This is a genomic window from Pleurocapsa sp. CCALA 161 (assembly GCF_003003995.1).
Lineage (GTDB): Bacteria > Cyanobacteriota > Cyanobacteriia > Cyanobacteriales > Xenococcaceae > Waterburya.
Map to the genome: position 1 here is coordinate 1 of NZ_PVWF01000035.1, position 25,157 is coordinate 25,157.

The 25,157-nt window shown below is 39.8% G+C and carries 28 protein-coding genes; 17 read left to right on the forward strand and 11 right to left on the reverse strand.

Annotated elements, in window-relative coordinates; genetic code table 11:
* Window positions 1–264 (forward strand): thioredoxin domain-containing protein (locus C7B62_RS10425; RefSeq protein WP_233219905.1); only part of this gene is annotated, 264 nt, incomplete at its 5' end.
* A gap of 24 nt (window positions 265–288) precedes the next feature.
* On the opposite strand, the gene C7B62_RS10430 is transcribed toward C7B62_RS10425, so the two are convergent.
* The gene (locus tag C7B62_RS10430) at window positions 289–984 is read right to left on the reverse strand and encodes a TerC family protein (protein WP_106235588.1); all 696 of its coding nucleotides are present in this window, start codon (window positions 982–984) and stop codon (window positions 289–291) included.
* Window positions 985–1,219: 235 nt separating this feature from the next.
* Between C7B62_RS10430 and psaM the strand changes: the two genes are divergently transcribed.
* Window positions 1,220–1,315: a photosystem I reaction center subunit XII gene (psaM, locus tag C7B62_RS10435; RefSeq protein ID WP_106235590.1), complete on the forward strand. Its 96-nt coding sequence runs from the start codon at window positions 1,220–1,222 to the stop codon at window positions 1,313–1,315.
* A gap of 100 nt (window positions 1,316–1,415) precedes the next feature.
* Window positions 1,416–1,769 (forward strand): hypothetical protein, encoded by a 354-nt coding sequence (locus C7B62_RS10440; RefSeq protein WP_106235592.1) that lies wholly within the window; start codon window positions 1,416–1,418, stop codon window positions 1,767–1,769.
* Between the two features lie 14 nt (window positions 1,770–1,783).
* Here the strand turns inward: C7B62_RS10440 and C7B62_RS10445 are convergent, their stop codons facing one another.
* Window positions 1,784–2,431 (reverse strand): tetratricopeptide repeat protein, encoded by a 648-nt coding sequence (locus tag C7B62_RS10445; protein WP_106235594.1) that lies wholly within the window; start codon window positions 2,429–2,431, stop codon window positions 1,784–1,786.
* Window positions 2,432–2,824: 393 nt separating this feature from the next.
* Between C7B62_RS10445 and C7B62_RS10450 the strand changes: the two genes are divergently transcribed.
* Complete coding sequence (locus C7B62_RS10450; RefSeq protein WP_106235596.1) at window positions 2,825–3,295, forward strand: hypothetical protein; 471 nt, start codon at window positions 2,825–2,827, stop codon at window positions 3,293–3,295.
* 92 nt (window positions 3,296–3,387) lie between these two features.
* Here C7B62_RS10450 and trxA read toward each other — a convergent pair whose 3' ends face one another.
* Entirely contained in the window at window positions 3,388–3,705 is a 318-nt protein-coding gene (gene trxA / locus C7B62_RS10455) for a thioredoxin (RefSeq protein WP_106235598.1), read from the reverse strand.
* Window positions 3,706–3,874: 169 nt separating this feature from the next.
* On the opposite strand from trxA, the gene fabG reads away from it, so the two are divergent.
* On the forward strand, window positions 3,875–4,639 hold the full coding sequence (fabG, locus tag C7B62_RS10460; RefSeq protein WP_106235600.1) for a 3-oxoacyl-[acyl-carrier-protein] reductase: 765 nt from the start codon (window positions 3,875–3,877) through the stop codon (window positions 4,637–4,639).
* Between the two features lie 106 nt (window positions 4,640–4,745).
* Here fabG and C7B62_RS10465 read toward each other — a convergent pair whose 3' ends face one another.
* The gene (locus C7B62_RS10465; RefSeq protein WP_106235602.1) at window positions 4,746–5,219 is read right to left on the reverse strand and encodes a GNAT family N-acetyltransferase; all 474 of its coding nucleotides are present in this window, start codon (window positions 5,217–5,219) and stop codon (window positions 4,746–4,748) included.
* 272 nt (window positions 5,220–5,491) lie between these two features.
* Here C7B62_RS10465 and rarD point away from each other — a divergent pair, with 272 nt between their 5' ends.
* On the forward strand, window positions 5,492–6,355 hold the full coding sequence (gene rarD, locus C7B62_RS10470) for an EamA family transporter RarD (RefSeq protein WP_106235604.1): 864 nt from the start codon (window positions 5,492–5,494) through the stop codon (window positions 6,353–6,355).
* A gap of 90 nt (window positions 6,356–6,445) precedes the next feature.
* On the opposite strand, the gene C7B62_RS10475 is transcribed toward rarD, so the two are convergent.
* Window positions 6,446–6,856: a VOC family protein gene (locus C7B62_RS10475; protein ID WP_106235606.1), complete on the reverse strand. Its 411-nt coding sequence runs from the start codon at window positions 6,854–6,856 to the stop codon at window positions 6,446–6,448.
* 46 nt (window positions 6,857–6,902) lie between these two features.
* Here C7B62_RS10475 and hisG point away from each other — a divergent pair, with 46 nt between their 5' ends.
* The 5 genes from hisG to C7B62_RS10495 all read left to right on the forward strand — a co-directional run bounded on the left by hisG (window position 6,903) and on the right by C7B62_RS10495 (window position 11,138).
* Window positions 6,903–7,529 carry an ATP phosphoribosyltransferase gene (gene hisG, locus C7B62_RS10480; RefSeq protein ID WP_106235608.1) on the forward strand — a complete coding sequence of 209 codons (627 nt, stop codon included), beginning with the start codon at window positions 6,903–6,905 and terminating at the stop codon, window positions 7,527–7,529.
* A gap of 157 nt (window positions 7,530–7,686) precedes the next feature.
* Window positions 7,687–9,534, forward strand: coding sequence for an ABC transporter ATP-binding protein (locus C7B62_RS10485; RefSeq protein ID WP_106235611.1), 1,848 nt, complete (start codon window positions 7,687–7,689; stop codon window positions 9,532–9,534).
* Between the two features lie 24 nt (window positions 9,535–9,558).
* Complete coding sequence (locus C7B62_RS10490; protein ID WP_199194136.1) at window positions 9,559–10,653, forward strand: DNA cytosine methyltransferase; 1,095 nt, start codon at window positions 9,559–9,561, stop codon at window positions 10,651–10,653.
* A complete protein-coding gene (locus C7B62_RS26110; protein ID WP_199194137.1) occupies window positions 10,647–10,943 on the forward strand; it encodes an HpaII family restriction endonuclease in 297 nt (98 codons plus the stop codon). Before C7B62_RS10490 ends, C7B62_RS26110 begins: the two co-directional genes overlap by 7 nt.
* A gap of 15 nt (window positions 10,944–10,958) precedes the next feature.
* Window positions 10,959–11,138 carry a hypothetical protein gene (locus C7B62_RS10495; RefSeq protein ID WP_106235613.1) on the forward strand — a complete coding sequence of 60 codons (180 nt, stop codon included), beginning with the start codon at window positions 10,959–10,961 and terminating at the stop codon, window positions 11,136–11,138.
* Here the strand turns inward: C7B62_RS10495 and rdgB are convergent.
* From rdgB to C7B62_RS10515, 4 genes are all read right to left on the reverse strand, one after another.
* The gene (gene rdgB / locus C7B62_RS10500; protein WP_106235616.1) at window positions 11,128–11,718 is read right to left on the reverse strand and encodes an RdgB/HAM1 family non-canonical purine NTP pyrophosphatase; all 591 of its coding nucleotides are present in this window, start codon (window positions 11,716–11,718) and stop codon (window positions 11,128–11,130) included. The two genes, C7B62_RS10495 and rdgB, sit on opposite strands and share 11 nt — an antisense overlap.
* Window positions 11,719–11,907: 189 nt before the next feature.
* Window positions 11,908–13,233 carry a hypothetical protein gene (locus tag C7B62_RS10505; RefSeq protein ID WP_106235618.1) on the reverse strand — a complete coding sequence of 442 codons (1,326 nt, stop codon included), beginning with the start codon at window positions 13,231–13,233 and terminating at the stop codon, window positions 11,908–11,910.
* Between the two features lie 278 nt (window positions 13,234–13,511).
* On the reverse strand, window positions 13,512–13,814 hold the full coding sequence (locus C7B62_RS10510) for a hypothetical protein (RefSeq protein WP_106235621.1): 303 nt from the start codon (window positions 13,812–13,814) through the stop codon (window positions 13,512–13,514).
* 74 nt (window positions 13,815–13,888) lie between these two features.
* Entirely contained in the window at window positions 13,889–15,358 is a 1,470-nt protein-coding gene (locus C7B62_RS10515) for a folate/biopterin family MFS transporter (RefSeq protein ID WP_106235623.1), read from the reverse strand.
* An 89-nt stretch (window positions 15,359–15,447) separates the two neighbouring features.
* Here C7B62_RS10515 and C7B62_RS10520 point away from each other — a divergent pair, with 89 nt between their 5' ends.
* Entirely contained in the window at window positions 15,448–16,188 is a 741-nt protein-coding gene (locus C7B62_RS10520) for a class I SAM-dependent methyltransferase (RefSeq protein WP_106235626.1), read from the forward strand.
* A gap of 28 nt (window positions 16,189–16,216) precedes the next feature.
* Here C7B62_RS10520 and C7B62_RS10525 read toward each other — a convergent pair whose 3' ends face one another.
* Window positions 16,217–16,951, reverse strand: coding sequence for a 2-phosphosulfolactate phosphatase family protein (locus tag C7B62_RS10525; protein ID WP_106235685.1), 735 nt, complete (start codon window positions 16,949–16,951; stop codon window positions 16,217–16,219).
* 193 nt (window positions 16,952–17,144) lie between these two features.
* Here C7B62_RS10525 and C7B62_RS10530 point away from each other — a divergent pair, with 193 nt between their 5' ends.
* Together C7B62_RS10530 and C7B62_RS10535 are read left to right on the forward strand one after the other, a co-directional pair.
* Window positions 17,145–18,677, forward strand: coding sequence for a DUF1565 domain-containing protein (locus C7B62_RS10530; protein WP_106235629.1), 1,533 nt, complete (start codon window positions 17,145–17,147; stop codon window positions 18,675–18,677).
* A gap of 25 nt (window positions 18,678–18,702) precedes the next feature.
* Entirely contained in the window at window positions 18,703–19,143 is a 441-nt protein-coding gene (locus tag C7B62_RS10535) for a hypothetical protein (RefSeq protein ID WP_106235631.1), read from the forward strand.
* Between the two features lie 193 nt (window positions 19,144–19,336).
* Here the strand turns inward: C7B62_RS10535 and C7B62_RS10540 are convergent, their stop codons facing one another.
* A complete protein-coding gene (locus tag C7B62_RS10540; protein WP_233219906.1) occupies window positions 19,337–21,829 on the reverse strand; it encodes a branched-chain amino acid ABC transporter ATP-binding protein/permease in 2,493 nt (830 codons plus the stop codon).
* Window positions 21,830–21,961: 132 nt separating this feature from the next.
* On the opposite strand from C7B62_RS10540, the gene C7B62_RS10545 reads away from it, so the two are divergent.
* From C7B62_RS10545 to sufD, 3 genes are all read left to right on the forward strand, one after another.
* Window positions 21,962–22,831 carry a branched-chain amino acid ABC transporter permease gene (locus C7B62_RS10545; protein WP_199194138.1) on the forward strand — a complete coding sequence of 290 codons (870 nt, stop codon included), beginning with the start codon at window positions 21,962–21,964 and terminating at the stop codon, window positions 22,829–22,831.
* Window positions 22,832–23,053: 222 nt separating this feature from the next.
* Entirely contained in the window at window positions 23,054–23,830 is a 777-nt protein-coding gene (gene sufC, locus C7B62_RS10550) for a Fe-S cluster assembly ATPase SufC (protein WP_106235636.1), read from the forward strand.
* Window positions 23,830–25,149, forward strand: coding sequence for a Fe-S cluster assembly protein SufD (gene sufD / locus C7B62_RS10555; protein WP_106235639.1), 1,320 nt, complete (start codon window positions 23,830–23,832; stop codon window positions 25,147–25,149). The genes sufC and sufD overlap by 1 nt, the downstream gene beginning before the upstream one ends.
* Window positions 25,150–25,157 lie beyond the last annotated feature (8 nt).

A 25,157-nucleotide genomic window follows, 5' to 3' on the forward strand; every position in this document is an offset into this window, starting at 1 on the left:
GTTAAATACGTCTCTCCTACCTGTGGTCCTTGTGGAATTCTCTCACCAATCTTGAGCAGGGTAGTGGAAGAATATACAGGAAAAATTCACTTTGTAGAAATAGACATTGTGGCAGACCCCGAAATTGCTCAAATGGGTAAGGTTTCAGGTACACCTACGGTACAATTTTTCCGCGACCAAGAATTACTCCAGGAAGTTAAGGGCGTACAGCCAAAAAGTAAGTACCGTCAACTAATCGAACAATACTTACCTGCAACTGTTTAACTACTGTTTATTGTTTATTGTTCATTACTCACTGTCATCAGATTCCACTAACTCTTTTTTAGAAAATCCCCAAGTAAAAAAGATAGCCACGACAGCAATTGTCACCCATTCAGGAATTAAATAATCTGGTAGCCAAACTTTGAGCAATAGACGTAAACCAACAAAGCCAACTGTAATAAAGCCTGCATCTTCTAAATAAGTATATTCTTGTAGCCAACGAATAAATAGACCAGCTAAAAAGCGTAAAATCACAATTCCAATTGTTCCGCCAGCAACAATTAGCCAAGTATCTTCAGTAATGGCGATCGCCGAGGTGACGCTATCGAGAGAGAACGCCAGGTCGGTAATAGCAATGGTCGGAATAATTTGCCAAACAGACTTAAAACCTAAAGCTCTATGGTCATCGTCTCGATCTTGTGAGGAGTAAAAGTAATTAAAGACTAACCATAGTAAATACATTGCTCCCAATAACTCAAACTGCCAATATTTAATGACCCAGGTAGCAGCAAAGATTAGAGCAATTCTGAGAATATAAGCCCCAACTAATCCAATATTAAGAGCCTGACGCTGGGATTTCGGGTCTTCGACGCTTTTGGCGATCGCTGCTAAGGCGATCGCATTATCAGCAGACAAGACAGCTTCTAACAAAACTAAAACTAGCAGTATTAGATAAACTTCAACCCCTGCGTCGGTGAAATAATCAACTATGTTTTCTAACATTCAATAAATATATTTGTAAAACTAAAACCGAAAAATTTTCAGGCGATATACTCATCAGCAAGAAATTCTCTTAGGCAGATTTTGTCATTTTCCCCTAATTTCAGTCAGTTTTTGATTTAGCTTTCTCTCTAATTATGTTGCATCTTGTTACAAGATGTTTCTCTTGGGGGCAATTTTGACGCAAATTAGGGATGGAGATCTTAATGTTTAATCAAAAAAAAGGAGTAGAATCACTATGGCTCTATCAGACACTCAGGTATTTATTGCTCTTGCAGTTGCTTTGATTCCTGGAATCATGGCAATTCGCTTATCTACCGAGCTATATAAGTAAATATTGTTGATTGTTGCAAGACTAGTTAAGGACTTTAGATTGGCAATTATGATTCACAGTTGTTAATCTGGAGTCCTTAATTATTTGGGTGGAATCAGATATGAATCCTGGCAAACCAGTATCTAAAGCAGTCCGTCACAAAACTCATAAACGCCGTGATCTCTATCGAGGGGTAAGAGCAGAAATTAGTCTTAAGCTAATTCTGAGTTGGGCGATCGCTATTGGGGCGATCGCTTCTTTTTGCCGACTTTTGCCCTACCATCTAACTCAACAGGCAAAATTGAAGGAATTACGGATTCAGGTTCACGAAACTGACGCTAGAGTAACTAAGCTCAAAGAGCAGTTAAACCATAACTTCGATCCACAACAGACTCAAAGTTTAATGGAGCAATATAGTACTTTGACCGCACCCAATCAAAGTCGTATCTATTGGCTGGAAAACCATGAGCAATGAGCAGCAATCAGTAATCAGCAATCAGTAATCATCAAGGGATTAAGTAATTGATTAAGCCAGCTTTGTACTTTGCAAAAATAATTAATCTCACGGGGTTTGTTAATCAAAATATTGAGGGCAGTTTGATAATCTGATATGGCACAATTCCAGTCTCCTCTCAAATGCTGAGTTCTTCCTCTTTCGGCATAAATTCGCTCCTGTAGCGCATCCCCAACCAGCAGCGCAATATCGAAGTTTTCTAGCCCTAGTTCGTACATTTCCAGTTCGCGAAAAGCAATACCCTGATTAATCCATGCGCGAAGGTTAGCAGGATTGAGATCTAGAGCCAGATCATAATCGGCGATCGCTTCTCCTAAATCTCCTTGGGCAGCATAGCAATTAGCTCGGTTATTATAGGCACTATCTAGATGAGGATTAATTTCTAATGCCAGAGACAAATCGCAAAACGCTTCAATAATTTGGTTATTGAGAAAGTACATCAGACCCCGATTATTGTAGTTGACTGCATGATCGGGACGCAAGGCAATTAGCTGATCGAGAAGGGAAATCGCCACAACATAGTCACCTTTATTTGCTTTAGCCTTAACACAGTTTTTGAGCTGCTGTTCTAGAGCCGAACTGGCTGTTTTTAATTGAGGTTGTTGATTGAGATCGCTCTTCATAACGTTCAATAAATCTTTGCTTAGGCTACTTTACTATCTTGTCCAAATACACAGAAAATAATCATCTGTAATTATTTGAACTGTCTCATAATTTCGTCAATTCTTAGGTCAAGCTGTCAATTACTCCATCAAGAGCATCATGACCAAAAAACAGATAAACGTCTTCCACATAATTACGTAAATTAATTTTGAGGATTAAGTGAATTATTTTGAATTTTTGTATCAAAAACTAGAGAAAATGTTTGGTTTCATCACAATTACCCTTGCTATTGTCCAGTTGAGTACGATTTTACAGTACATTTTTTAAAGTACTGGCTATTTAAAATAGTTCAAAAAAAATAGTCTGCAAAAAATTTAAACAATTAAAGAATTTAAATTGATATTTTTAAATATATGAGTAATACAGCTTTATTTTCCCAAGCAGCCGATTTAGCAGCCGATGATTACTGCGTTTTGGGGATAGCAACTTGTTTTGTCCGAGAAGAGGGAGAAATCGAGCAATTAACAGTCTTAGAACCCATTCCTTCGGCTGCATTAGAAGCTTTGCTTAAGGGCATTCCTACTTCTTATCAATCAGCCTGTGCAAAAACTTTAGGTGAAATTTTTCAAGACGAGACTGTTAAAATACCTAGTGAACTACAAGCAGATGCCGAAATTAATATTTGCGATCGCTTTGCCGAAAGAGTAGCAGCAGCAACCCGCACCTACAAAAGTCGTCCCCAAGCTCAAGAACATATTCCTTTGGGTGTAGTAAAAAAAGATTTTAATTATTCTTTGGAAAGAAAAAGAGTTTTAAATACTTCTCGCACAGTAAGCACAGAGGATAATGTCAAACAGCATTCTCATACTCATAAAGTTTTATAGATTTTAATTTTATAGAGTTGGCAGGAAGTGATTGCCAGTTAGTGTTAATTAGACTGCTGTTCCCTGCCCAACTCATAAATAACCTGACTTAACTAGACTAGACTGCTCAAATGCTGAATTAGCTGAGATGCTTGATGAACTCCTTCAATTTTTTCGGCTGGCTGTCCGTCTTTAAATAAAACCAAAGTTGGCAAAGCTTCAATTTGATACTTAGAGGCTAGATTAGGATATTTGTCCGTGTCAATTTTGACGACTTGAAGGCGATCGCGTAAGGTTGCGCCAACTTGTTCTAAGATGGGGGTCATCATTTGGCAAGGACCACACCAAGTAGCATAAAAGTCTACTAAGACAGGAACATTCGAACTTTCTAAGAGATCTTCAAAACTGGAGAATTGCTTTTTGACTGCCATAGCGATCGCCTAATATATTGCTTATTTACTTACTGATTACCAAGAGAAAATTAGTTCAAGAGACTAGTTAGCCTATATGATAGCTAAGTTAATCGAAAAGCTAAGTAATTTTCGTTTTTTTATTTAGTTTCGTAATTTAGTTTTTTAACTTAGTTTAGAGGGGCAAGGTATGGAGTTACTGCCAGAAAATTTACAGCACTTAAAGGATAAGGTTGCAGTGATAACAGGTGCTTCGCGGGGAATCGGCAAAGCAGCAGCGTTAGCGTTAGTTAGTCAAGGGGCAAAGGTAGTAATTAACTATGCTCGTTCTAGTGATGCGGCGGAAGCTACAGTCAAAGAAATTACTGATGCTGGTGGAGAAGCGATCGCTGTACAAGCTGATGTTTCCCAGAGTACAGAAGTAGATAATTTAATTAAAACCACGCTGGATCAATTTGGACGCATTGACGTTTTGGTCAATAATGCAGGCATTACCCAAGATACTTTATTGTTGCGGATGAAGCCTGAACAGTGGCAAGCGGTAATCGATCTTAATTTGACGGGGGTGTTTCTCTGTACTAAAGCCGTCAGTAAAACTATGCTCAAACAGCGTAGTGGCAGAATTATCAATATTGCCTCAGTAGCAGGACAAATGGGCAACCCAGGACAGGCTAACTACAGTGCAGCGAAAGCGGGAGTAATTGGCTTTACTAAAACCGTTGCCAAAGAGTTAGCTAATCGTGGTATTACCGTAAATGCAGTTGCTCCAGGATTTATTGAGACTGACATGACCAATGATCTCAAATCAGACGACATTATTAAGTTTATTCCTCTGGGTCGCTACGGCAAACCAGAAGAAGTGGCGGGGACAATTCGTTTTTTAGCTTCAGACCCCTCAGCAGCCTATATCACAGGTCAAGTGTTTAACGTAGATGGGGGGATGGTGATGGCTTAAAGTCGTTGGAGATTTTGTGGTTTTAGTTTGGGGTCAATTGGCTCTAAGCTATAAGCTCTAAGCTATAAGCTCTAAGCTATAAGCCTTTGAAACAGTTGATTAGTAATCAGTTATCGGCTGTTACTGGTAGTTCTTGGATTCGTCGGGCTAAATCTTCGGAGGATTCTGGGTTGTTGTATAACACCATGGTTGTGGTTTCATTCTGTTCAAAACCAATACGTTCGTAGAAACTTTGCTGATGGGTTGTAGTCAGGTAAACTCTCTCTACTCTACTAACTAAAGGATGAGATAAAACGGTTTGTACGAGCTTTCTACCTAAGCCTACTCCTTGAAAGTCGGGGTCAACAACTACATCCCAGATTCCAGCGCGATATACGCCATCAGAGGTTGCTCTGGCAAAACCGATTAGGCGATCGCCATCCCAAACAGTAACTACAGGATTACTATTAGCGATCGCAATTTGGAGATCGTCCATATTTCGTTCCTGCGCCCAAAAAGCAGTTTTTACAAATAGGCGTTGTAACTGGATAAAATCTACTTTTGATTTATCAGCACAGAACTGAATATGACTACAATCCATTGCGTTAACCTCTTCTGCAATTGTAATTAAGAAAATTAAATTTATTTGTTAGCCCAAAATTAACTTAATCTAACCTAAGTGGGCGCGATCAAAAACACCAACTACTGCTAACCAACATTTTTTTATCCTACAGCTATATTTGCAAAATTTTGGCTAATTATTTAGGATTATTGTGTTTGTATCCTGACATTGAATATATTTAAAACTAGTGCAATCAATCAAGATTGGTAGCTAGATTAAGGAAAAGTATTAATTATGTCCCACGATTATTTATGAATTCTCATCGTCAGGGAATATTATATGCAGTTTTAGCTTACGGCATTTGGGGATTGTTTCCAGTGTATTGGAAACTCTTAGGCTCAGTTCCTGCCCTAGAAATTCTCAGTCATCGTGTGATCTGGTCTAGCCTATTACTACTAGGAATTCTGTTGAGCTACAACCATTGGCAAGAGTTGGTTAAGCTGTTTTCAAACCCAAGGCAATTAGCACCTCTATTAGCTTCAGCCAGCGTTTTGGCTTTTAATTGGGGACTGTATATCTATGGAGTCAACAGCGATCGCATTATTGAAACTAGTTTAGGCTATTTTATTAATCCTCTAGTTACTGTGCTGTTGGGAGTGATTATTTTGCGGGAGCGACTTCAATGGTTACAGTGGACTGCGTTTGGTTTAGCAACTGCTGGTGTTGGCTATTCGATTTTTGCCGTGGGACAAGTCCCCTGGATTGCTTTGGGTTTAGCTTTTTCCTTTGGAACTTATGGACTTTTAAGAAAAGTAATTATTGTTAAACCTTTACTAGGATTAACCGTAGAAACTTGTTTATTAGCACCTGTAGCGATCGCCTATCTTGGGTGGCACAATGACAATCACTTTGGACAAAATGGAGTAATTACACTGCTTTTAATTGGTTGCGGGGTTGTAACGTCTTTTCCTCTATTCTGCTTTAACAGTGCGGTACGACAACTACGACTTTCGACGATGGGCTTTTTTCAATATATTGCCCCCAGTCTACAATTAATAATCGGTATTTGGTTATACCATGAACCCTTCACTAGAAATAATGCGCTCGTTTTTGGCTTGATTTGGACTGCATTAGCACTTTATTCGGGTACTTCTCTGGTTAATCGCCAGACATGATTAGTCAACGAAGTATGAAGGCAGAAAGAAAAAAGCAGAAGTAATATTTTATACTTTACACCTCATACTTCATACTTGAAAGGCGAAGCCCTAGTCAAAAAAGATCATATCTTCGTAAGGATTTTTTTTAATTGCTGCTAAACGAGTTTGCCAGTTACCCACATGAAGTTCTAATTGATAATTATCAGGATCTAGGATGTACAGTGACTCTCCTTCGCTCGTATTTTCTTGCCATAGTTGTAGATTAAGCTGATTAATGTTTTGTCGGCATTGACGCAAAGATTCTGGCGAAACTGTAAAAGCAATATGCGTGTAGTCCGAAGATCTGGAATAATCGCGATCGCGATTTAGGCTCAAACACAGCCATGAATCACCTGCAAGTAGATATGCGCCTCTTTTCCATTTAGCCAGAGGTTGACAGCTTAAAGTTTGAGTATAAAAGTTAAACGATGTTTCTAAACAAGAAACTGATAAAGTAAGGTGGTTTAATCCTTGCAGCATATCTATAAGTGCCTAGATAAAGTTTATATTCTGAATAATAATTTCTATGATTACGATCGCATTACCAAAAGGTGCTTTATTAAAAGACAGTATTGAGCTATTTAATAATTTAGGCTTAGATTTTAGTGCTTTTTTAGATAAAACCAACCGTCAGCTACAGATTACCGATCCAACTAATACCGCTAGGGCTTTATTGGTTAGGGCGCAGGATGTTCCTGTCTACGTTGAATATGGTCAAGCACAGCTTGGCATTGTCGGTTATGACGTGTTAAGAGAAAAACAGCCAGAAGTGGCTAATTTAGTCGATCTGGAATTTGGCTACTGTCGTTTATCGGTAGCTGTACCCGCGAGTAGTTCCTATCGTCGTTCGGTAGAATTGCCTCCCCACGGTAGAGTTGCCTCCAAATTTGTTAATTGTGCTAAAGAATATTTTGACGGTATTGACTTGCCCATAGAAATTGTACCCTTGTCTGGTTCGGTGGAGTTAGGGCCAATTACAGGCATGTCTGAAGCGATCGTGGATTTGGTTTCTACGGGTAAAACCCTTAAGGAGAATGGCTTGGTCGAAATTGATGTGCTGTATGAAAGTAGTGCCAGACTAATTGCTCATCCCCTTAGCTACCGTTTGAATCGAGATCATCTTAACGACTTGGTATCCAGGCTCAGAAGTTAGCAATTCTAGATAATCTTGTCATAATTTAAATAACAGTAAATAACAGTTAAATGTTGTCGATTAGATGTATTAGACCTCTATTAATACTAATACTACTGAACCCGAAGAGCTTTTAGTTCTAAACTTTAAGCTTTTTATTATTAAATTATTGAAATTCATGACCATCGCCTCGACCAAGCCCAGTAAAGTTAGAAATCAAGACAATGACTGGCGATTATTCCTCAAGCTGATTCCCTATGCCAGCAAAAGTAAGGGAACTTTGATTATTTGTTTAATCTTATTAGTGCCGTTAGCGGTAGCAGGTTCAATTCAACCCTTGATTGTTGGGCAAGCCATCTCCTTGCTTAAAAACGAACCAACCTGGAGTTTTTTGACTGGTGTATCCGTCAGTCAAGGAATTAATCTATTATCGGGGTTATTACTGCTGACTATTCTAATCAGGCTGATGTTTGCCTCAGTTCAAGGTTATTTAGTCCAAAAGATTGGACAAGAAATTACGGCGGAAGTTCGTCAGGATTTATTTACCCACGTTACCTCCCTTGCTTCTAGCTTTTTTGATCGCACACCCGTTGGTAAATTAATTACTCGCATTGCCAGTGATGTAGAAGCCTTGGGTAATGTTTTTGCTAGTGGCGCGGTGGGGGTAGTGAGCGATTTTGTTTCCATTGTGGCGATTGTGGTAATGATTTATGTGACCAATTGGAAGCTGGCATCAATCCTGATGTTTATGCTGATTCCCGTCACCGCGTTAATTATTTATTTTCAGCAACAGTATCGTAAGGCTAACTATAGCGCCAGAGAAGAACTTTCTCAGCTTAACTCAATGCTACAAGAGAATATAGCGGGAATAAATATCGTGCAGCTATTTCGACGAGAAAGATATAACAGCGAAATGTATCGTTCGGTTAACGAACGCTATCGTTTAGAAGTCGATAAAACTATTTTCCACGATTCCGCTGTATCCGCTACTTTGGAATGGATTGCCTTAGTTGCGATCGCAGCAGTACTCTGGTTAGGAGGAGTATTGGTGCTGCAAGATAGCATAACCTATGGTGCGCTCTCGGCGTTTATTCTTTATGCTCAAAGGTTATTTAATCCACTACGTCAGTTTGCGGATAAGTTCACCATGTTTCAGTCAGGCTTTACTGCTATTGAAAGGATTACGGAACTTTTAAACGAACCTGTTGAAATTAGAGACAAGGTGATTTCTATTGCCGAAGGACATCGCACCATGTTAGCTACAGATGCTAATGTAGTTAATTCACATGATTCTTTAACTGGAGAAATTCGGTTTGAAAACGTCTGGTTTGGCTATAAACCAGATGAATACGTGATTAAAAACCTCGATTTTACGATTAAACCAGGAGAAAAGGTGGCGTTAGTTGGGCCTACAGGTGCAGGCAAAAGCTCAATTATTCGTTTGCTCTGTCGGCTATATGAACCCAGTCAGGGTAGAATTCTGGTAGACGGTATTGATATTAAAGATATTCCCCAAGCGGATTTACGGCGCTATATTGGCGTTATTTTACAAGAAAGCTTTTTGTTTGCAGGAGATGTTAAACGCAACATTACTTTGGGCGATAATTATTCCCTAGAAGAAGTTAAACAGGCTGCCAAATTAGTTAACATCGATCGCTTTATCGAAGACTTACCAGATGGTTATGACACGGTGTTACGAGAAAGAGGGACAAACCTTTCAGGAGGACAAAAACAGCTTTTAGCCTTTGCGCGAGTGGCGATCCGTAATCCCCACGTACTGATTTTAGATGAAGCAACTTCTAGTCTTGATGTTTCGACAGAAGCTTTAATTCAATCCGCTTTAGACCAAATTCTGATTAATCGTACGGCAATCATTATCGCCCACCGTCTATCTACAATCCGCAATGTTGATAAAATTTTGGTTTTGAAGCGAGGGGAATTAGTCGAGTCTGGTAGTCATGATGAATTACTGGAAACAGAAGGATTATATGCCAGCTTGTATAAACTACAGATGCTTGGCAACTAAAAATATGGATTGTTGTCAAAATCAATGAAATCATCCCTAAAGTTCTTAAAGCGATCGCTTCGTTTTATTGATTTATTTGCTGGTATTGGCGGTTTCCACGAGGCATTGAAAAAACTCAATTTCGAATGTGTATTTGCTTCTGAAATTAATCATCATGCTAGAGCAACATACCTTGCAAACCATAAAATAGAAGCATCAAATTTTAATCAAGATATTAGAAGTATTGCTGCTACTGATATCCCCGATCATGACATTTTGTGTGCTGGTTTTCCCTGTCAACCTTTTTCACAGGCGGGTTATAAAAAAGGTTTTGATGATGGCGATCGCTCAGAAAGGGGAAATTTGTTTTTTTGCATTATAGATGTATTAGAGGTAAAAAAACCTAAAGCTTATATTATTGAAAATGTCAGACATCTTTTAAACCACGACGAGGGACGCACTTTTAAAATTATTTGCCAGCATTTAGAAAATGCTGGCTATACTGTCAATTATAAAATTTTAAAAGCTTCTGAATATGGGTTACCACAACATCGCCCCAGAATTTTTATTGTCGGATTTAACAAAGAGTTGGTAAATACTTTTTGGGCTTTTAATTTTCCTCAAGCAATTCCTCTCAAAATGACGATGAGCGATATTTGGCAAGGTAATTGTAGTCGAGATATTGGCTTTACTTTACGAGTTGGTGGAAGAAGATCGCCTATAGATGATAGAAGAAATTGGGATGGTTATTTAGTTAATGGTGAAGTCCTTCGCATCAAGCCAGAACAAGGTGTAAAAATGATGGGATTTCCTGATAACTTTCATTTTCCAGTTTCGCCTACTGAAGCAATGAAACAATTAGGTAATAGTGTCTGTGTTAATGTTGTTTATCATGTTGCTACACAAGTAAAAGAGTATTTAGAAAATAATGGGATTAAGGAAACAGACAAGGAGAAACAATTGAAAGGTCGCTTAAATAAAGGTGAATGTAGCGAGTTTTACGCATTTTTGCGCTTACTTATAGATGAATATTTATCTTTTGGCAATAAAGAAGGAAATCCTCTTGCAGAATATGTAGTTGTCTTCAAACTAAAACATAATCATATAGCGGAGAAGGATCTAAAATCTCAGACTTGGTAACAGATGAAAATGAAGCTTGTCGGGTAAAGGATTATTTAAAAGCTGTACTATTAGGAATGTTTTCTTGTAGAAAATGGGATGGCAACTATACAGCAAATGGCAGTATTTTGATTAGAAAACAAGGTGATTTAGTTCTTTATCATGTTATCAAAGATGACATTTTGAAAGACTATTTATTCTACAATACAAAACTTGATACCCCGTCTTCGACAAGACATAGATTTGGAAATGTATATAAAGAAGGAAATCAATCTTTAATCAAGCTCAATCTACAAATTAGATTTATTTGAGTAATATTTTCATAAATGGAAAATAATCTGACGATCGCTTTATCACTCTTATTTTGGTTAACTCCTATTGCCCTAACGATTCATCTAGCGCTGAAAAAGTCTGAGTCTAATGCTGATAAAAAAAAACTAGGTTATATTTATGGAAGCTTGTGGGCGATCGCTTGTCTTGGTTATGGCTGGCTGTTTATTCAGTAGACAGTTGTGCTGATAACTGTTTTAACTCTGTCATTAGCTGAGCAAAAGCTACACCTCGATGACTAATTCTGCTTTTTGTTTCTGCGGACATTTCAGCAAAAGTCTGTTGTTGTGACGGCACATAAAAAATCGGATCGTAACCAAAGCCATCGCTACCACGGGGAGAATTCAATATTTCACCAGGACAGATTCCTTCTGTTGTTAAGACAATCTCGCCTTGAGGATTGGCAAGAGCGATCGCACAGATAAACTTCGCCTGTCTATTGTGGTTATTTCCCAACTCCCTGAGTAAGCGATTGATGCGATCTAAATCTGTCTTACCATAACGCGCTGAATAAAGTCCTGGCGCTCCATCCAAGGCATCTACCGCTAGTCCAGAATCATCAGCGATCGACCATTCCCCTAGAGCTTTTGCTACTTCTGAAGCCTTAAGACGGGCATTAGCGATAAAAGTAGTTCCAGTTTCATCTACATCAAGATCGGCAGGTTTTAAGACCAACTCCCAGGGTAAATCTACTAAATATTCTTGTATTTCTTTTAGTTTCCCAGGATTTCCTGTAGCGACAACTAACTTTTCCACGGTTGAAATGTATTTAATATTTTTCGTCAATCTACCATGAAAAGCTAAGATCGAGAAAATATAGCAACAATAGACAATGTTAAGACTACCTGTAGGGGCGAACAGCCGTTCGCCCCTGCCCAAATTTGACCACCAAGCTATAGACTTTAAACTGATCCTGATGACACAGCTTAGAGCTTGCAGTTAAATTTACTGAATTACAGCTTGAGCATAATATTCGGCGGCAAATAAGCTAAAGTTAGCTTCATCAGGATTTTCGGTGGTCGCGATCGCCATTTCCGCTTCTTGATTTACCCAATAATCTTGAGTGCCAAACTCCATTTTGGAGAAGCTATTATTATCTTCAAAGGTCATGGTTTGGGTGGAAAATTCGGTGGCGTTAAATGCTGAAAAATCGCCGACCGCAGTTCCCTGGTTATAGCGGACAATTGAATTAGAACTTTTCTCGTTATAAATCCCCGCGACATTAACATTTGTATTAAAGCTAGGTGCTAAGAAGTCCGAACCCACATTGACTACATTGTTATTGTCGATCGTAGTCTTATTAGTGGTGTCATTCCAAATATAAAAAGCGTTAATTTTTTCAAAATAGCTATCTTTTAAGATGACGTTATTAGTATTAAAAAATTTAATCCCAGCAGCATCATGGCTTTGAGCGTGATTTGCTGCTAAATTGACAGACTGCACATTAACATTGGTGATTTGCGCGCCATTCGTATCGCCAACCCCAATTCCTTTGCGCTCTACGTCATACACACTAGTATTGCTTAATTTCAGTCCATCAGCATGATCCATGGCAATACCAGTTTGGTTGCCATCTGCAATCATTCCATTCTTGCCGATGTTGTGAACCTCAAGATTTTGCAGCGTTAAATTTGCAGCTTTATAACCGTAAATACCATTATTACCGTTAGTTATTTCTATATCCTGAATAGTCGCCCCTGAAGCACCTGAATATAAAGTGATGATTGAATTGTATGTGCCGTTGCCGTCAATTACTGAATCTTCTTGACCATCCAGGATGATATTTTTATCAATGGTAATACCTGAAGTGTAATATCTGTTATTCCCCAATTGAACTACATCGCCGTTGTTAGCATAGGCGATCGCTGTAGCTAAATCTCCACCAAAATCGCGATCGACATCAATAGTATTATTACCGCTGGGAAGATAACTATTGTCAATATTCTCAAAATCATCAACAGTAGCGATCGGGTTGCTCTGCTGCTGATCGACAAAATTGAGAAGCTGAGCGGATTGTCCTTGATCTTCAATGATGAAAATCGGCTTAATTGTTTGTCCTGGGGTAAGACTTGTCCAACCATCTTGCCCTTTGATAGTGTAGCTGCCGTCTGAATTCTGGGTCAGATTTACTCCATAAGCAGCCGAAATTGTATAGGGTAAATTGAAATTCAATACCCAATCCGCAGCACCCAGATCGTTGCTAATAGCAAGCTCTAACTTATATCCTCCGTTCCAATCTTCTGCGATCGTCGATGTTGTATTAAAAGCCATAATATTTATCAAAAATTTATAAAAGTGATTTCTATCAATTACCTTTATAAAGTTTGGATTAAGACTTAGGGGTGACATCAGATCGACAGAGGTTGTGATATCGCCGAGTGGCAGCCACAAAAAAGTTTTGATTAGACGCTTTCTTTAACGAGTTATGTGGAAAAGTCTAATCTCCAGCAATTTTGATGTTTGAGATGGTAGGCTGTTGATTCACTGAGTGCCCTTGAGTTGGCCAAGTTGGGCGATTGCCCAACTCAGAAAATTTTCAATATTCCCCATTATGATTTGGGTTGATTGGAATTAAGATTGCGTACTAAGTTACGACAGCCAGCACAGTCACAGCCATAAAGTTGAATCGCCTTGTCTCCTTCGCGATCTATTTTAGCTGCGGTGTCTGCATCATATCCGTCACAACTACAGTCTGCAAAAGGATAATCGGTTTTGCTGGCAGGAATTTCTGCTACTTCATTATCCATTTCTGGAGCAGTAAAAATATATTCTGTAGCACCAACGGAATTGGCTGCTAATAAAGATATAGCAACAGATCCCGAACAGCCAAGAGCAGTAAGTATCTTGTTCATAGGTTACTCTCAATTATAAAAAATCAATTATATCCTAGATATAATTGAATTCAGTATCATCTCCAATATAACGATTATGATGAATGCTCATCTTGAATCTTACTAGCAGGATGATTGAGCGCAAATTCTGGCACTAAACCAGGAGTAATTGCCGACTCGATTAAGCCACCTGAATTATGGATGGGTGCTTCTCCTGGAGCAAAATCATTGCTAGATTGTTCTACTTGGGGATCTCCTGAAGGTAGCCAGCCTAAGAAAGGAAGCGGAAGCAAGGTGGAAAGATTAGTGATGATCACCAACAGCCACAGCTTGTCAAAATTGCTTTCTGTGACTCCTAACCAAGAAGTAAGTAATGCTCCTAATTCGTGAGACAGTAGCCCAGATAAATTCCAAATCGACATCAATAAAGCAAATAGGGTGGCTTCAACTCCTTTGGGACAGAGGCGAGCAGATAATACCAATACGGGCATCCAGGTAATCTGCCCCACCACAGTTAAGACTAGACTATCTCCCAGACTAAACCAGCGATCGTCAATTCCTAAAGCGCGATTAGTGTGGGTAACTAGCAGTAAAGTTGTCATCCCTAAAAGTGCAGCAATTACAGTACTCCAGCCGAGAATCTTGCGAAACGGTACAGTTTTGAGATAGCGCTGAAATAAGAAGATTCCCACTAAGGAAGCAAAGCTAGTGACTAGACGTACTCTCCCCAGAAATTCAGGTTCAAATCCCAACTCGTTGGTACTAAAGAAAAAGAAGGCTGAATCAGCGGTGGGAGTCGCCTGCCAAACAAACAAAAAAGCGATCGGCAGCCAGACTTGTTTCTGTTTAATTGCTGTCCATAGTTGCTGAATTTGACCTTTTACAGGAGATATCTGGGTTTTGGTTTCAGGATCGTCTCGATTAATTTTTTCTTCTGTAATTAACCAAGCTACTGCCGAAACAATCAGGGGGAAAAATGCGGTAATTTCAAAAACCTGATTGCTGCTGAGGTGTTGTAGGAGCAATCCGCTAAAATAAGCTGTTAATAGTCCGCCTAATGCTGAGGCACCCCAAGATAAAGATTGCAATGAGCCAGACTGGGACAAAGATTCTTCCCTAGCTCGTTCAACAATTAGAGAATCGACAATCACATCGCTAATTGCTACAGCAAGAGAGGTGCAAAGAATTACCAGAGTTGCAGTAAAAGCATCATTAACCAGGGTTGCTAAAGCGAGCCAAGATGCAGAGCCGAGTAATCCTGATAAGATTAAATATGGTCGGCGACGATAGCCAAAAATGGGCAAACCGTCCGAGATAAAGCCAAATAGCGGTTTGATGATCCAAGGAAGGGCGGTAATGCCTGTAAGAGCAGCTACTTCAGCTGGACTTAGCCCTAAATCATCTTTCAAAAAAAAGCTAACCGCTAACCGCGCTAATCCCAGTATTCCCTGAACGAAATAAACGGTCAAAATACCTAACAATTCTGCACTTGGCTCATTACCAAAGAGAAGTTTATCTTGAATTAGTTTTTTGATGCCTTTGAATTCATAGGGGTTAGCAATCATGTATATTATTAAAGTTTTATGACTATTACTTAATCATAAGCAATCTTGTTCTAAAAACCCTCAGCTCTAAGAATTAGTTTTAATTAAATATGAAAATTATTCGGTTAACTTTAAGCATAGTTGCGATCGCTTTTGTTTTAATCAACTTTACCTATACTCCTATTGCCCAGGCTCAAGATAGTTATCCATCCTATTACCGTGAAAAAAAGCTTCATCATCCTGACGGCATCGGCAAATATTATATGCGTCGAGAAATCGCCCAGGTAATGGGACATCAGGCAATGATGTGGCTGGAGAGAGAAAGTAGAGTAAAGGAAGAAAAACCTGATTTAACAGTAGAGAATTTAAACCTCAAACCCGATGATGTGGTGGCTGATATTGGAGCAGGATCGGGTTATTTTAGCTTTCGTATTGCACAGCAAGTACCACAAGGCAAGGTGTATGCGGTAGATATTCAGCCAGAAATGTTGGATGCAGTTAACTTGCTTAAGGAAGATAAGCAGATTACTAACGTCGAGACGGTTTTAGGTCAGGAAAATAGCCCCAACTTGTCTTTAGCAAGTATTGATTTAGCCTTAATGGTAGATGCCTATCACGAATTTGCCTATCCTAGAGAAATGATGGAGGGGATAGTTCAAGCGCTCAAGCCAGGAGGCAGAGTAGTTTTGTTGGAATATCGTCAGGAAAACCCAATGATTATGATCAAGCCTCTCCATAAGATGACTCAAAAACAGGTCAAGAAAGAGCTTCAGGTAGTAGGATTAGAATGGCAGGAGACTAGAGAGTTTTTACCAGAACAGCATTTCTTAGTGTTTAGTAAACCAGCTTAAAAGCAAACTAGTAACCAAGATCACAAACCTAATACTTAACTAAAACTCCAGGCTGCTTCTGAATCGGTAAAACATCCACAATATCCGTTTGAGAACAATAGAAAAGATCTTCATCCCCATTAAGTTTTAAGAGTCGCTGTCCATGACTACACTGACGAAAAACATTTAAAAGATTGTCTTTCCACTGTTCATAGAGAGCGATCGCGCCAATTACTTCATCATTCCCAAACAGGTCAATTAAAGACGCATCACTTTGCTGTAAAATCGACTGGGCGATCGCTCCTGCACAAGCCGTATCTTCTACAGAATAGTCTCCCTCCCAACCTGAACCAACAATCCACACGGTTTCTGGTTGAGTTTCTAATAAATAATTAACTGCCGAACGGCGATTGATCTGTGCTGCGGTAATTACTTGGGGCGAATGTTCGACTCGCTCAAGAGCGCGAGTTCCATTAGTGGTAGTCAAAAATAATCGTTTACTTTTAACCACTGATGGTTTACAGGCTAAGGGAGAATTCCCTAATTCAAAGCCTTTTACCGTCATACCACCTCTTTCTCCTGCCCTCAGACGTTTATCCGTTGACCAAGATTCGGATTGACGCATCAATTCTTCTATGTTACTAAATGTTTGGACAGCTTCAGCGCCAGCATCAAGAGCTGTAGCAATGGTGGTGGTTGCTCTTAAAACGTCAATAACTACCGCGCAATCAGGTAGTCTATCTGTCGGAGTTCTCTCAGGAGTATGGTAAACGAATAATTTCACGCTGGCACTATTAATTTTAATTAAATACAATCGATCAAAACTTACGCAATTATACGTTATTTATATTTATCTAAACCTAGATATTATCCACCGTAAATTAGGATTAACTTTTCAGTTCTAGAACTCAAAGTTTTGATCGATACTGTTCTTAAATTTTTATTTAGCAATCCCATTTAACCTCGTAAGCGAAATTATGGAAAGTAGCGATTGTCACACCAACCCAAAACTGAGCTTTAGTTTATGCCAGTTATCGCGATTAAACCAGTTGACTCATTTGTTCCTGATGGTATCGATTATTGCTTTGCCCTGTAAGATGGTGCTGCAAACTAGCCCCACTATGGCACAGGAAATTGCTCATCCTTCTTTAAATAAAAATAACAAGATTATCTATGTCGATCCTCAAGACGGTGATGACGATCGCCTAGGTAAAAAATCATCTCCTCTACAAACTATTACTCAAGCCCTAAAAATAGCTCCTGCTGGTAGTACAATTCAGTTAGCCAATGGAACTTATAGCGAAAAAACAGGAGAAAAGTTCCCTTTAATCCTTGATAAACAGATTATTATCCAAGGAAATCCCCAAAATCAAGGCTATAAAACAATTATTCAAGGAGATGGTTACTTCATTAGTCCTACAGGTGCGGGACAAAACATAGCGATCGCCGCTCTCAAAGATGCAGGTAGTATCATTGGTATCACCGTCACCAACAACCACTCTAGAGGACACGGTATCTGGGTTGAATCTGCTAGTCCCCGTATAGTCAACAATACCTTGACCCGTAACGGGAATACAGGAGTTTCGGTTAATGGTAAAAGTTCTCCGTTAATCGAAAATAATTATTTTTACAACAATTTAGGCAACGGTCTATTAATTTACGGCACTTCGCAACCTCAAGTAATTAAAAACACCTTTGAACAGACAGGATTTGGCATCAGTTTGGTGCAACATGCTACTGCTAAGATTACTGACAATATCTTTGATGGCAATCGCATCGGTATTATCTTGGAAGGCACTTCCCAAGCAACTTTGCGCCATAATGAAGTGATCAATTCTAGCGAAGCAGGCTTAACGGCGATCGCTCAATCTCACGTCGATCTCGGCACCGATAACGAACCTGGCCAGAATATCTTTCGCAGTAATCACAAGCTAGATATTCAAAATGCCACTAGCAATGAAATTGTGGCAGTCGGAACAGAAGTTCAGGGCGATACCCAAGGTGATATCAGTTTTGAACGAGGAACGTTTGTTGCTAGTAAAAATAGTGCTTTAAAGGATTTACCCCCTCTACCACCTTTACCTCCTCGCCACGATCTAGCTCAACCTACTCTACCCCCTGTAAACCCCAATGAAATAGAGCCAACACCAGCTAATTTGCCTGCGCCTCCCCCTGTACTAGCCAGCAGTACAGGTGATAAAGAATTAGTTTTCAGTTCCCCCTCTGGTTCTAGCGAGACTTCTGACGTTATACCGATACCCTATCCCCCAACCGTTAGTAGTTCATCTAGCACATTTGGTTCTTCTGCTCCAGTTAAATATAAAGTATTGGTAGAAGTTTTGGATGATGGAGAAGCAGATGAAGTGCGATCGCTCTACCCCGAAGCCTTTGAAACTATCTTGCAAGGAGAGTCGTGGCTACAGGTAGGAGCATTTAATAATTTGGCTAAAGCTAAACAGGCAGAACAAAACTTGGTTAACCTGGGTTTTGCAACTTATCTTTTAGAATAGATTAAATCTCCAATGTCAAAAAACAATGACCACAATTGTTAAGCATCGTCGCACAGGTAACAAATATATTTTGCTAGGTATCAATGGTGAGGCAAAGACAGCTAATCCATCTCGCTTTATTACTGAGTTGTTTAATCAGGAAAAGTCAGAAGTCTCATGTTCGGCAACAGTTTGTGATGTCCAGGGCAATATTTTTCTAGCCTATATTGATGATCTAGTAGTAGTTGAGATAGATGGTATTAAACCAGCAGAAATTTTACCCGCAACTACTTCCCAAACTGTCAAAGATGATTGGCGATCGCCATCTCCTGAGTTTGAAGAAGAATTTGAAGACGAGGATGAAGATGAGGATGAACTCAATCAAGAACAAGAAGCAGTTCAACCTATTCCACTCCAGTCTTCCGTTGTTGAAAGTTTAGATGCACCCAATTTGGATCGAGTTAATGATGATGAAGATTGGATCTAATCCTAAATCCTGTAAGAATTTTCGCCCTGATACCCTGTTGATCAAAAGGGAGCTTAATGATTTTCTACATTGGTCGACAGTAAAAACATATTTTGACCGAATTCTCAAGCTCGTCAATTGGGTTATCAACTTGAACTGACTCCCATGAACTGAGTTTTTGAACTTTGCTTAATTGTCTATTTTCAAGACAGGTCTAAGGTAAATTTCCTAGATAAGCATCGATCATTGCTGAATCTTGCCTCAACTCGCCAGGTGTCCCTGTTTTGATGATTTTTCCTGTTTCTAGGATGTAGAGACGATGAGCAACGGTAAAGGCTAATTGAGCCATTTGATCGACCAACAGGATCGAAATTCCTTCTTCACACAATGATGCTAGAGTTGCATAAAGAGATACAACTAGCTGTGGTGCTAATCCCAGGGAAGGCTCGTCTAGTAGCAAAACTTGTGGTTTAGCCATCAATCCACGGGCGATCGCGAGCATTTGCTGTTCTCCTCCCGAAAGCAACCCAGCCTGTTGATTACGCAGGGGTTTTAAAGCTGGAAAACGATCCAGCATTTGCTCTATATCTGTGACGACGGCAGCATCTTGTCGCTGAAATGCGCCTAAGCGCAAGTTATCCATCACGGATAGTTGGGTAAATACTTGTCTGCCTTCAGGAATCAAGACTACGCCTTTTTTAGCCAGGTGTTGCGGGAATAGCTTAGTCAAATTCTCGCCACGAAACAATACCCGTCCCGATCGCGGAGTTAATAATTGAGCAATACTTTTGAGCAAGGTGGTTTTTCCTGCGCCATTAGCACCGACGACGGCAACTAATTCTCCCTGACGAACTTCTAAAGATACTGCTTGTAAAACCTGAAGTTTTCCATATCCTACGGTGAGGCGATCGATTGCGAGGATTGGGGTTGTCGAGTTGCTTAAGGTCGAACTGACATGATTATTGGCAACTCCTAAATAAGCTTCTAAAACCCGTGGATTGTTTCTGACTTTAACAGGAGTGTCATTACAGATTATTCGACCGCGATCGAGAACGACAATGCGATCGCTAATTTCCATGACCAAATTGATGTCATGTTCGATGACTATTACTTTAATTCCAGAATTTGCCAAACAACGTAACAGCTTTGCTAGGGAAGCTCTCTGCTGCTGTCCTAATCCTGCTGCTGGCTCATCCAAGAGTATTACCTGGGGACTTGTGGCTAAAGCACGAGCAATTTCGATTAAACGGCGATCGCCAAAAGATAAACTATCAGCACCGGCATGAATATCATCTTGATAGCCCACAAAAGCCAGCAGTTCAATCAATTTGGCTTCTAGAGATTTTTTTTTCTCCCTAGCAAGTAAAGCGGTGAAAATATTGCCTAAGCGATCGCCTCTATAGGCAACTTTTAAATTATCTAATACCGAAAGCGAATTAAACAGGCGAGTAGTTTGAAAGGTACGACTCAAGCCAGCATGAGCAATTTCTAAGGTATGTTTACCAGTTAAGTCGAGGTTGCCTAAACAAACGCCACCAGATTCGGCACGATAGAAACCGACCAAAAGATTGAGTAAGGTAGTTTTCCCAGCACCATTAGGGCCAATAATCGAGGTGATAGTTCCCGATTGAGCCACAAAATCGACATGATCGACAGCTTGGACACCGCCAAAACTAATGGTCATTTGTGCCACTTTAAGAGGCAGATTATTTTGATTTTTGACTACTAAGGCTGGCACATAATCCAGGGACATTGCTGGAGGATAAACCACATTAGAGTGACTCCAACGTTTAACGAAAAAGCTGACTATTCCTTCTGGTGTCAACCATAGAGTAAGTAACAGTAAAATACCAAAAACTAATAGTTGATAGTCGGCAAAATTACCCAGTAATTCAGGTAAAATCACCAAGGCGATCGCTCCCACTAGCGATCCAGCTACCGTACCTAAACCGCCTAAAATAGCGACTAAAAGAAACAGGATGGAGCGATGAAAAGTAAAACTACCAGGGCTGATAAATCCCACAATTGAAGCAAAAAATACTCCTCCCAAACCTGTAAAAGCAGCGGAAACAGCAAAAGCCATTAAGCGTATTTTTAGTGCATTTAAACCAATCGCAGTGGCAGCAATTTCATCATCCCGTACCGCTTGCCACGCCCTACCCCAATCATGATTTTTGATTGCAGCAAAAAATATTAAAGCTAAGATAGCTGCGATCCAGGCTAGCAAAACTACATTTTGTCTAGCTGGTGGTAAATTGAACAGTGTAGGCTGAGGAATATTAAAAATTCCGCCAAAACCTCCCGTTAAGTCTACCCATTCAACTAAGATTCGCTCAATAATAATGCCAAAAGCTACCGTTATCATAGCCAAATAGGGACCTGTGACCCGCAAAGCAGGAGCAGCCAAAATTAAACCTGTGACCGCAGATATAATGACAGCAAGAATCGTAGCCAACCAAAAATTCCAGTGCAGTTTGGTCATCAATAAAGAACTGCTATAAGCACCAATAGCAAAAAAACCAGCATGACCAATAGAAACTTGTCCCGACAATCCAGTCAGGATATTCAAACCAACACCGACTAAAACAGTTACGGCGATCGTTCCTAGTACATGTAAATAGTAAGTATTCTGAGTTAAGCATATAGCCAGTAATACTAAGATGATTAATCCTAACCAGAGCCAGGTGTACGTCAATAATTTTTTCATTGTTACTTCGAGTACAGCCTAAAAACAATTTGAAGATCTTTTTTCTCTTGATTTGACAAGACTTAAAGTTTAAAGCTTTGGTGAAAACTAGCTAATTTGAACTAAAACTAATTCACATCGGACGTATAAATAATGCTCCAGCAATTTATTATTTCAGGAATCGCCATCGGCAGTGTGTACAGCTTAATCGCCTTAGGTTTTCAAATTACCTATTCTATTTCCAACACCATGAATTTTTCTCAGGGTGCTTCTGTAATGTTGGGGGCAGTTATTTGCTACTTGTTTAATATTACCCTGGGCTGGCATATTGTCATTGCCATTCCCTTGTCTTTAATAATATGCGCTGTCTTTGGGCTAATCGTCGAAAGAATAGCCGTGCGTCCATTTGCCGTTGATGGTTCAAACTCTTGGTTGCTGACTACGATCGCCCTGGGGATTATTGTCGAAAATTTAGTTATGCTCACCTTTGGTAAAGAAGTACGGGCTTATCCTTCTGCTTTAGTCCAGACACCAATTAATATTTTGGGTTTTGGCGTTTTTCCTCTAGAACTATTGACTCCCTTTGTCAGCCTCGCGATCGCCTTGACTCTTCGTTTAACTTTTACTCGTACCCTTTGGGGCAAGGCATTTATTGCTGCTAGCGAAAACCCCGACACGGCTAAAATCATGGGGATCAATGTTGAAGGAGCGATCGCCTTTGCTTTTGCTCTCTCTACGGTTTTAGCAGGAGTTGCCGGAATTCTGATTGCACCTATTTATAACGTTTCCGCAGGGATGGCTACTCTACTAGGATTAAAAGCTTTTGCTACAGCCATTATTGGTGGACTAAACAGTCCCTGGGGAATTGCGATCGCGGGAATACTTTATGGCATAGTCGAATCTTTAGCAGCAGGCTATCTTGGTGGCAGCTATCGCGAAATTATTGGCTTTGTTATAGTAATTCTGGCTTTAACTTTGAAGCCTAATGGGTTATTCGCCAAGAGCCAAATCTTAAAAATATAGAAGTAGATCTAGATTTAAAGCGATCGCTGATCGGACAAAAAAATCAAGTTCGCCACAATTTTGACAGTAGCTTGATGGTCGATGTAGTCTACAATATACTTAAACAACATTTTTGTTGTTTTAATCTGTCTCCTAAATTTCCATTTTATAGTTCTCTACAGTATATATTTTCTGTCTGAGAATATTAAAGCCTACAGTTATCAATTGTTTATTTAGCAAACAATGAGTGAAACGATTTTATCAGTACGTAATTTAACCGCCAACATTGATGGGACTCCAATTCTTAAAGGAGTCAACCTAGAGATTAAAGCTGGAGAAGTCCATGTAATTATGGGGCGTAACGGTTCAGGAAAAAGCACCCTCTCTAAAATCATTGCAGGACATCCAGACTATGAAGTTACTGGTGGGGAAATTATTTACCAGGGCAAGGATGTCGTTGATTTAGAACCTAATGAACGAGCTAACAGTGGCATATTTTTAGCCTTTCAATATCCTTTGGCAATTCCAGGGGTGAGTAATCTCGATTTTATGCGGGTGGCATATAACGCTAAACGTAAGTATCAAGGATTAGAAGAAATTGACACCTTTGATTTTGAAGACTTGATTGAAGAAAAGTTAGAAGTTGTCAAAATGAAGTCTAGCTTTTTAGAACGCAGTCTTAATGAGGGTTTTTCTGGAGGAGAAAAGAAGCGTAATGAAATTCTCCAGATGGCATTATTAGATCCTACTTTAACTATTCTCGATGAAATCGATTCAGGTCTGGATATTGATGCCCTAAGAATTGTTTCCGATGGCGTAAATCAGCTGAGAACTCCTGAAAAATCTCTTTTGGTAATTACTCACTATCAACGTCTACTAGACTATATTGAGCCAGATTTTGTCCACGTAATGCAAGAAGGCAAGATTATTACGAGTGGCGGTAAAGAGTTAGCTTTAGAACTAGAGTCTCGCGGTTACGATTTTCTCGACGATAAATCTACAGTGGAGGTCGGAATTTAATGGCGGTACAAATTCCTTTTTCTACTATTTCGCAAATTGATAAAGACACTGTAGTAGAAGATATTTTCTTTACTGGTTTATTGCAGCAGTGTCAGGTAAATCAAGCTGCACCTCAATGGCTTAAAGATCTTCGCCAGCAGTCTAAAAGCTGGTTGTCTCGTTTATCAGTGCCGACAAAAAAAGATGAAGATTGGCGTTTTATCGATTTATCGGCTTTGACAGCAGGTAAATTCGTCACCCCACGCAATATTGTAGGGGCGTTTCGCGAAACGCCCATTTCAGAAACGGAAAACAGCCGTTTGGTATTTATCAATGGAATTTACAACGACGAATTATCTAACCTGGCTGGATTACCTCAAGGAATATATGTCGGCAGTTTAAACAACTTGCCAGATCACTACGATGCCGCTAAATACTTCGCCAAGCAACCAGGCGCGGATGCTTTTACGGCGTTAAATACCGCAGGGGGTGATGATGTAGCAGTAGTTTGGCTAGATAAAAATGTTGTAGTTGAAACGCCCATTCATCTAATATTTATTGCTGATGGCGAAACAGAGGCAAGCTTTGCCCAACCTCGCACCTTAATTGTGGCAGAAATAGGGTCTAGTATTTCTGTGCTTGAAGAATATTTTGGCACAGGGGAATACTTTACCAACGCAGTAACAGAAATCTTTGTCCAAAGCAACTCCAGAGTAAATCATACTCGCCTACAGCAAGAATCAGATCTTAGTTATCATATTGGCAAAACTGCTGTATCTCAAGAGCGCGATAGTCACTACACGATCAATGAGATAAATCTCGGGGCAAAACTATTTCGTCACAATCCTGAAATGTGGCAGCAGGGAGAACAAACCGAGACTAACCTTAATGGGTTAACAGTGGCTACAGGAGAACAGATATCCGATACTCATAGTATTATTGCCCTATCTAAACCTCACGGCACTACCAATCAACTGCATAAATGTATTATAAGCGATCGCGCCCATACCATTTTTAACGGGAAAGTCTTTGTCCCCAAGGAAGCACAGCTAACGGATGCCACCCAGCTAAACCGCAATTTGATGCTCTCGCCTAAAGCTAGAGTTGATACTAAACCAGAATTACAGATTACCGCCGATAATGTTAAGTGCGCTCATGGGGCAACGGTAAGTCAGTTAGAAGCCGAAGAAATATTTTATCTCCGTAGTCGTGGTTTGAGTGAAGATGACGCTAACCAACTATTGATCGATGCTTTTGCCAAGGAGATTATTGATCGCCTTCCCTTAGAATCCTTGAGAAATAGAATTACCCAAACTATCGAGCAGAAAATAAAGCATTAACCAGCAAT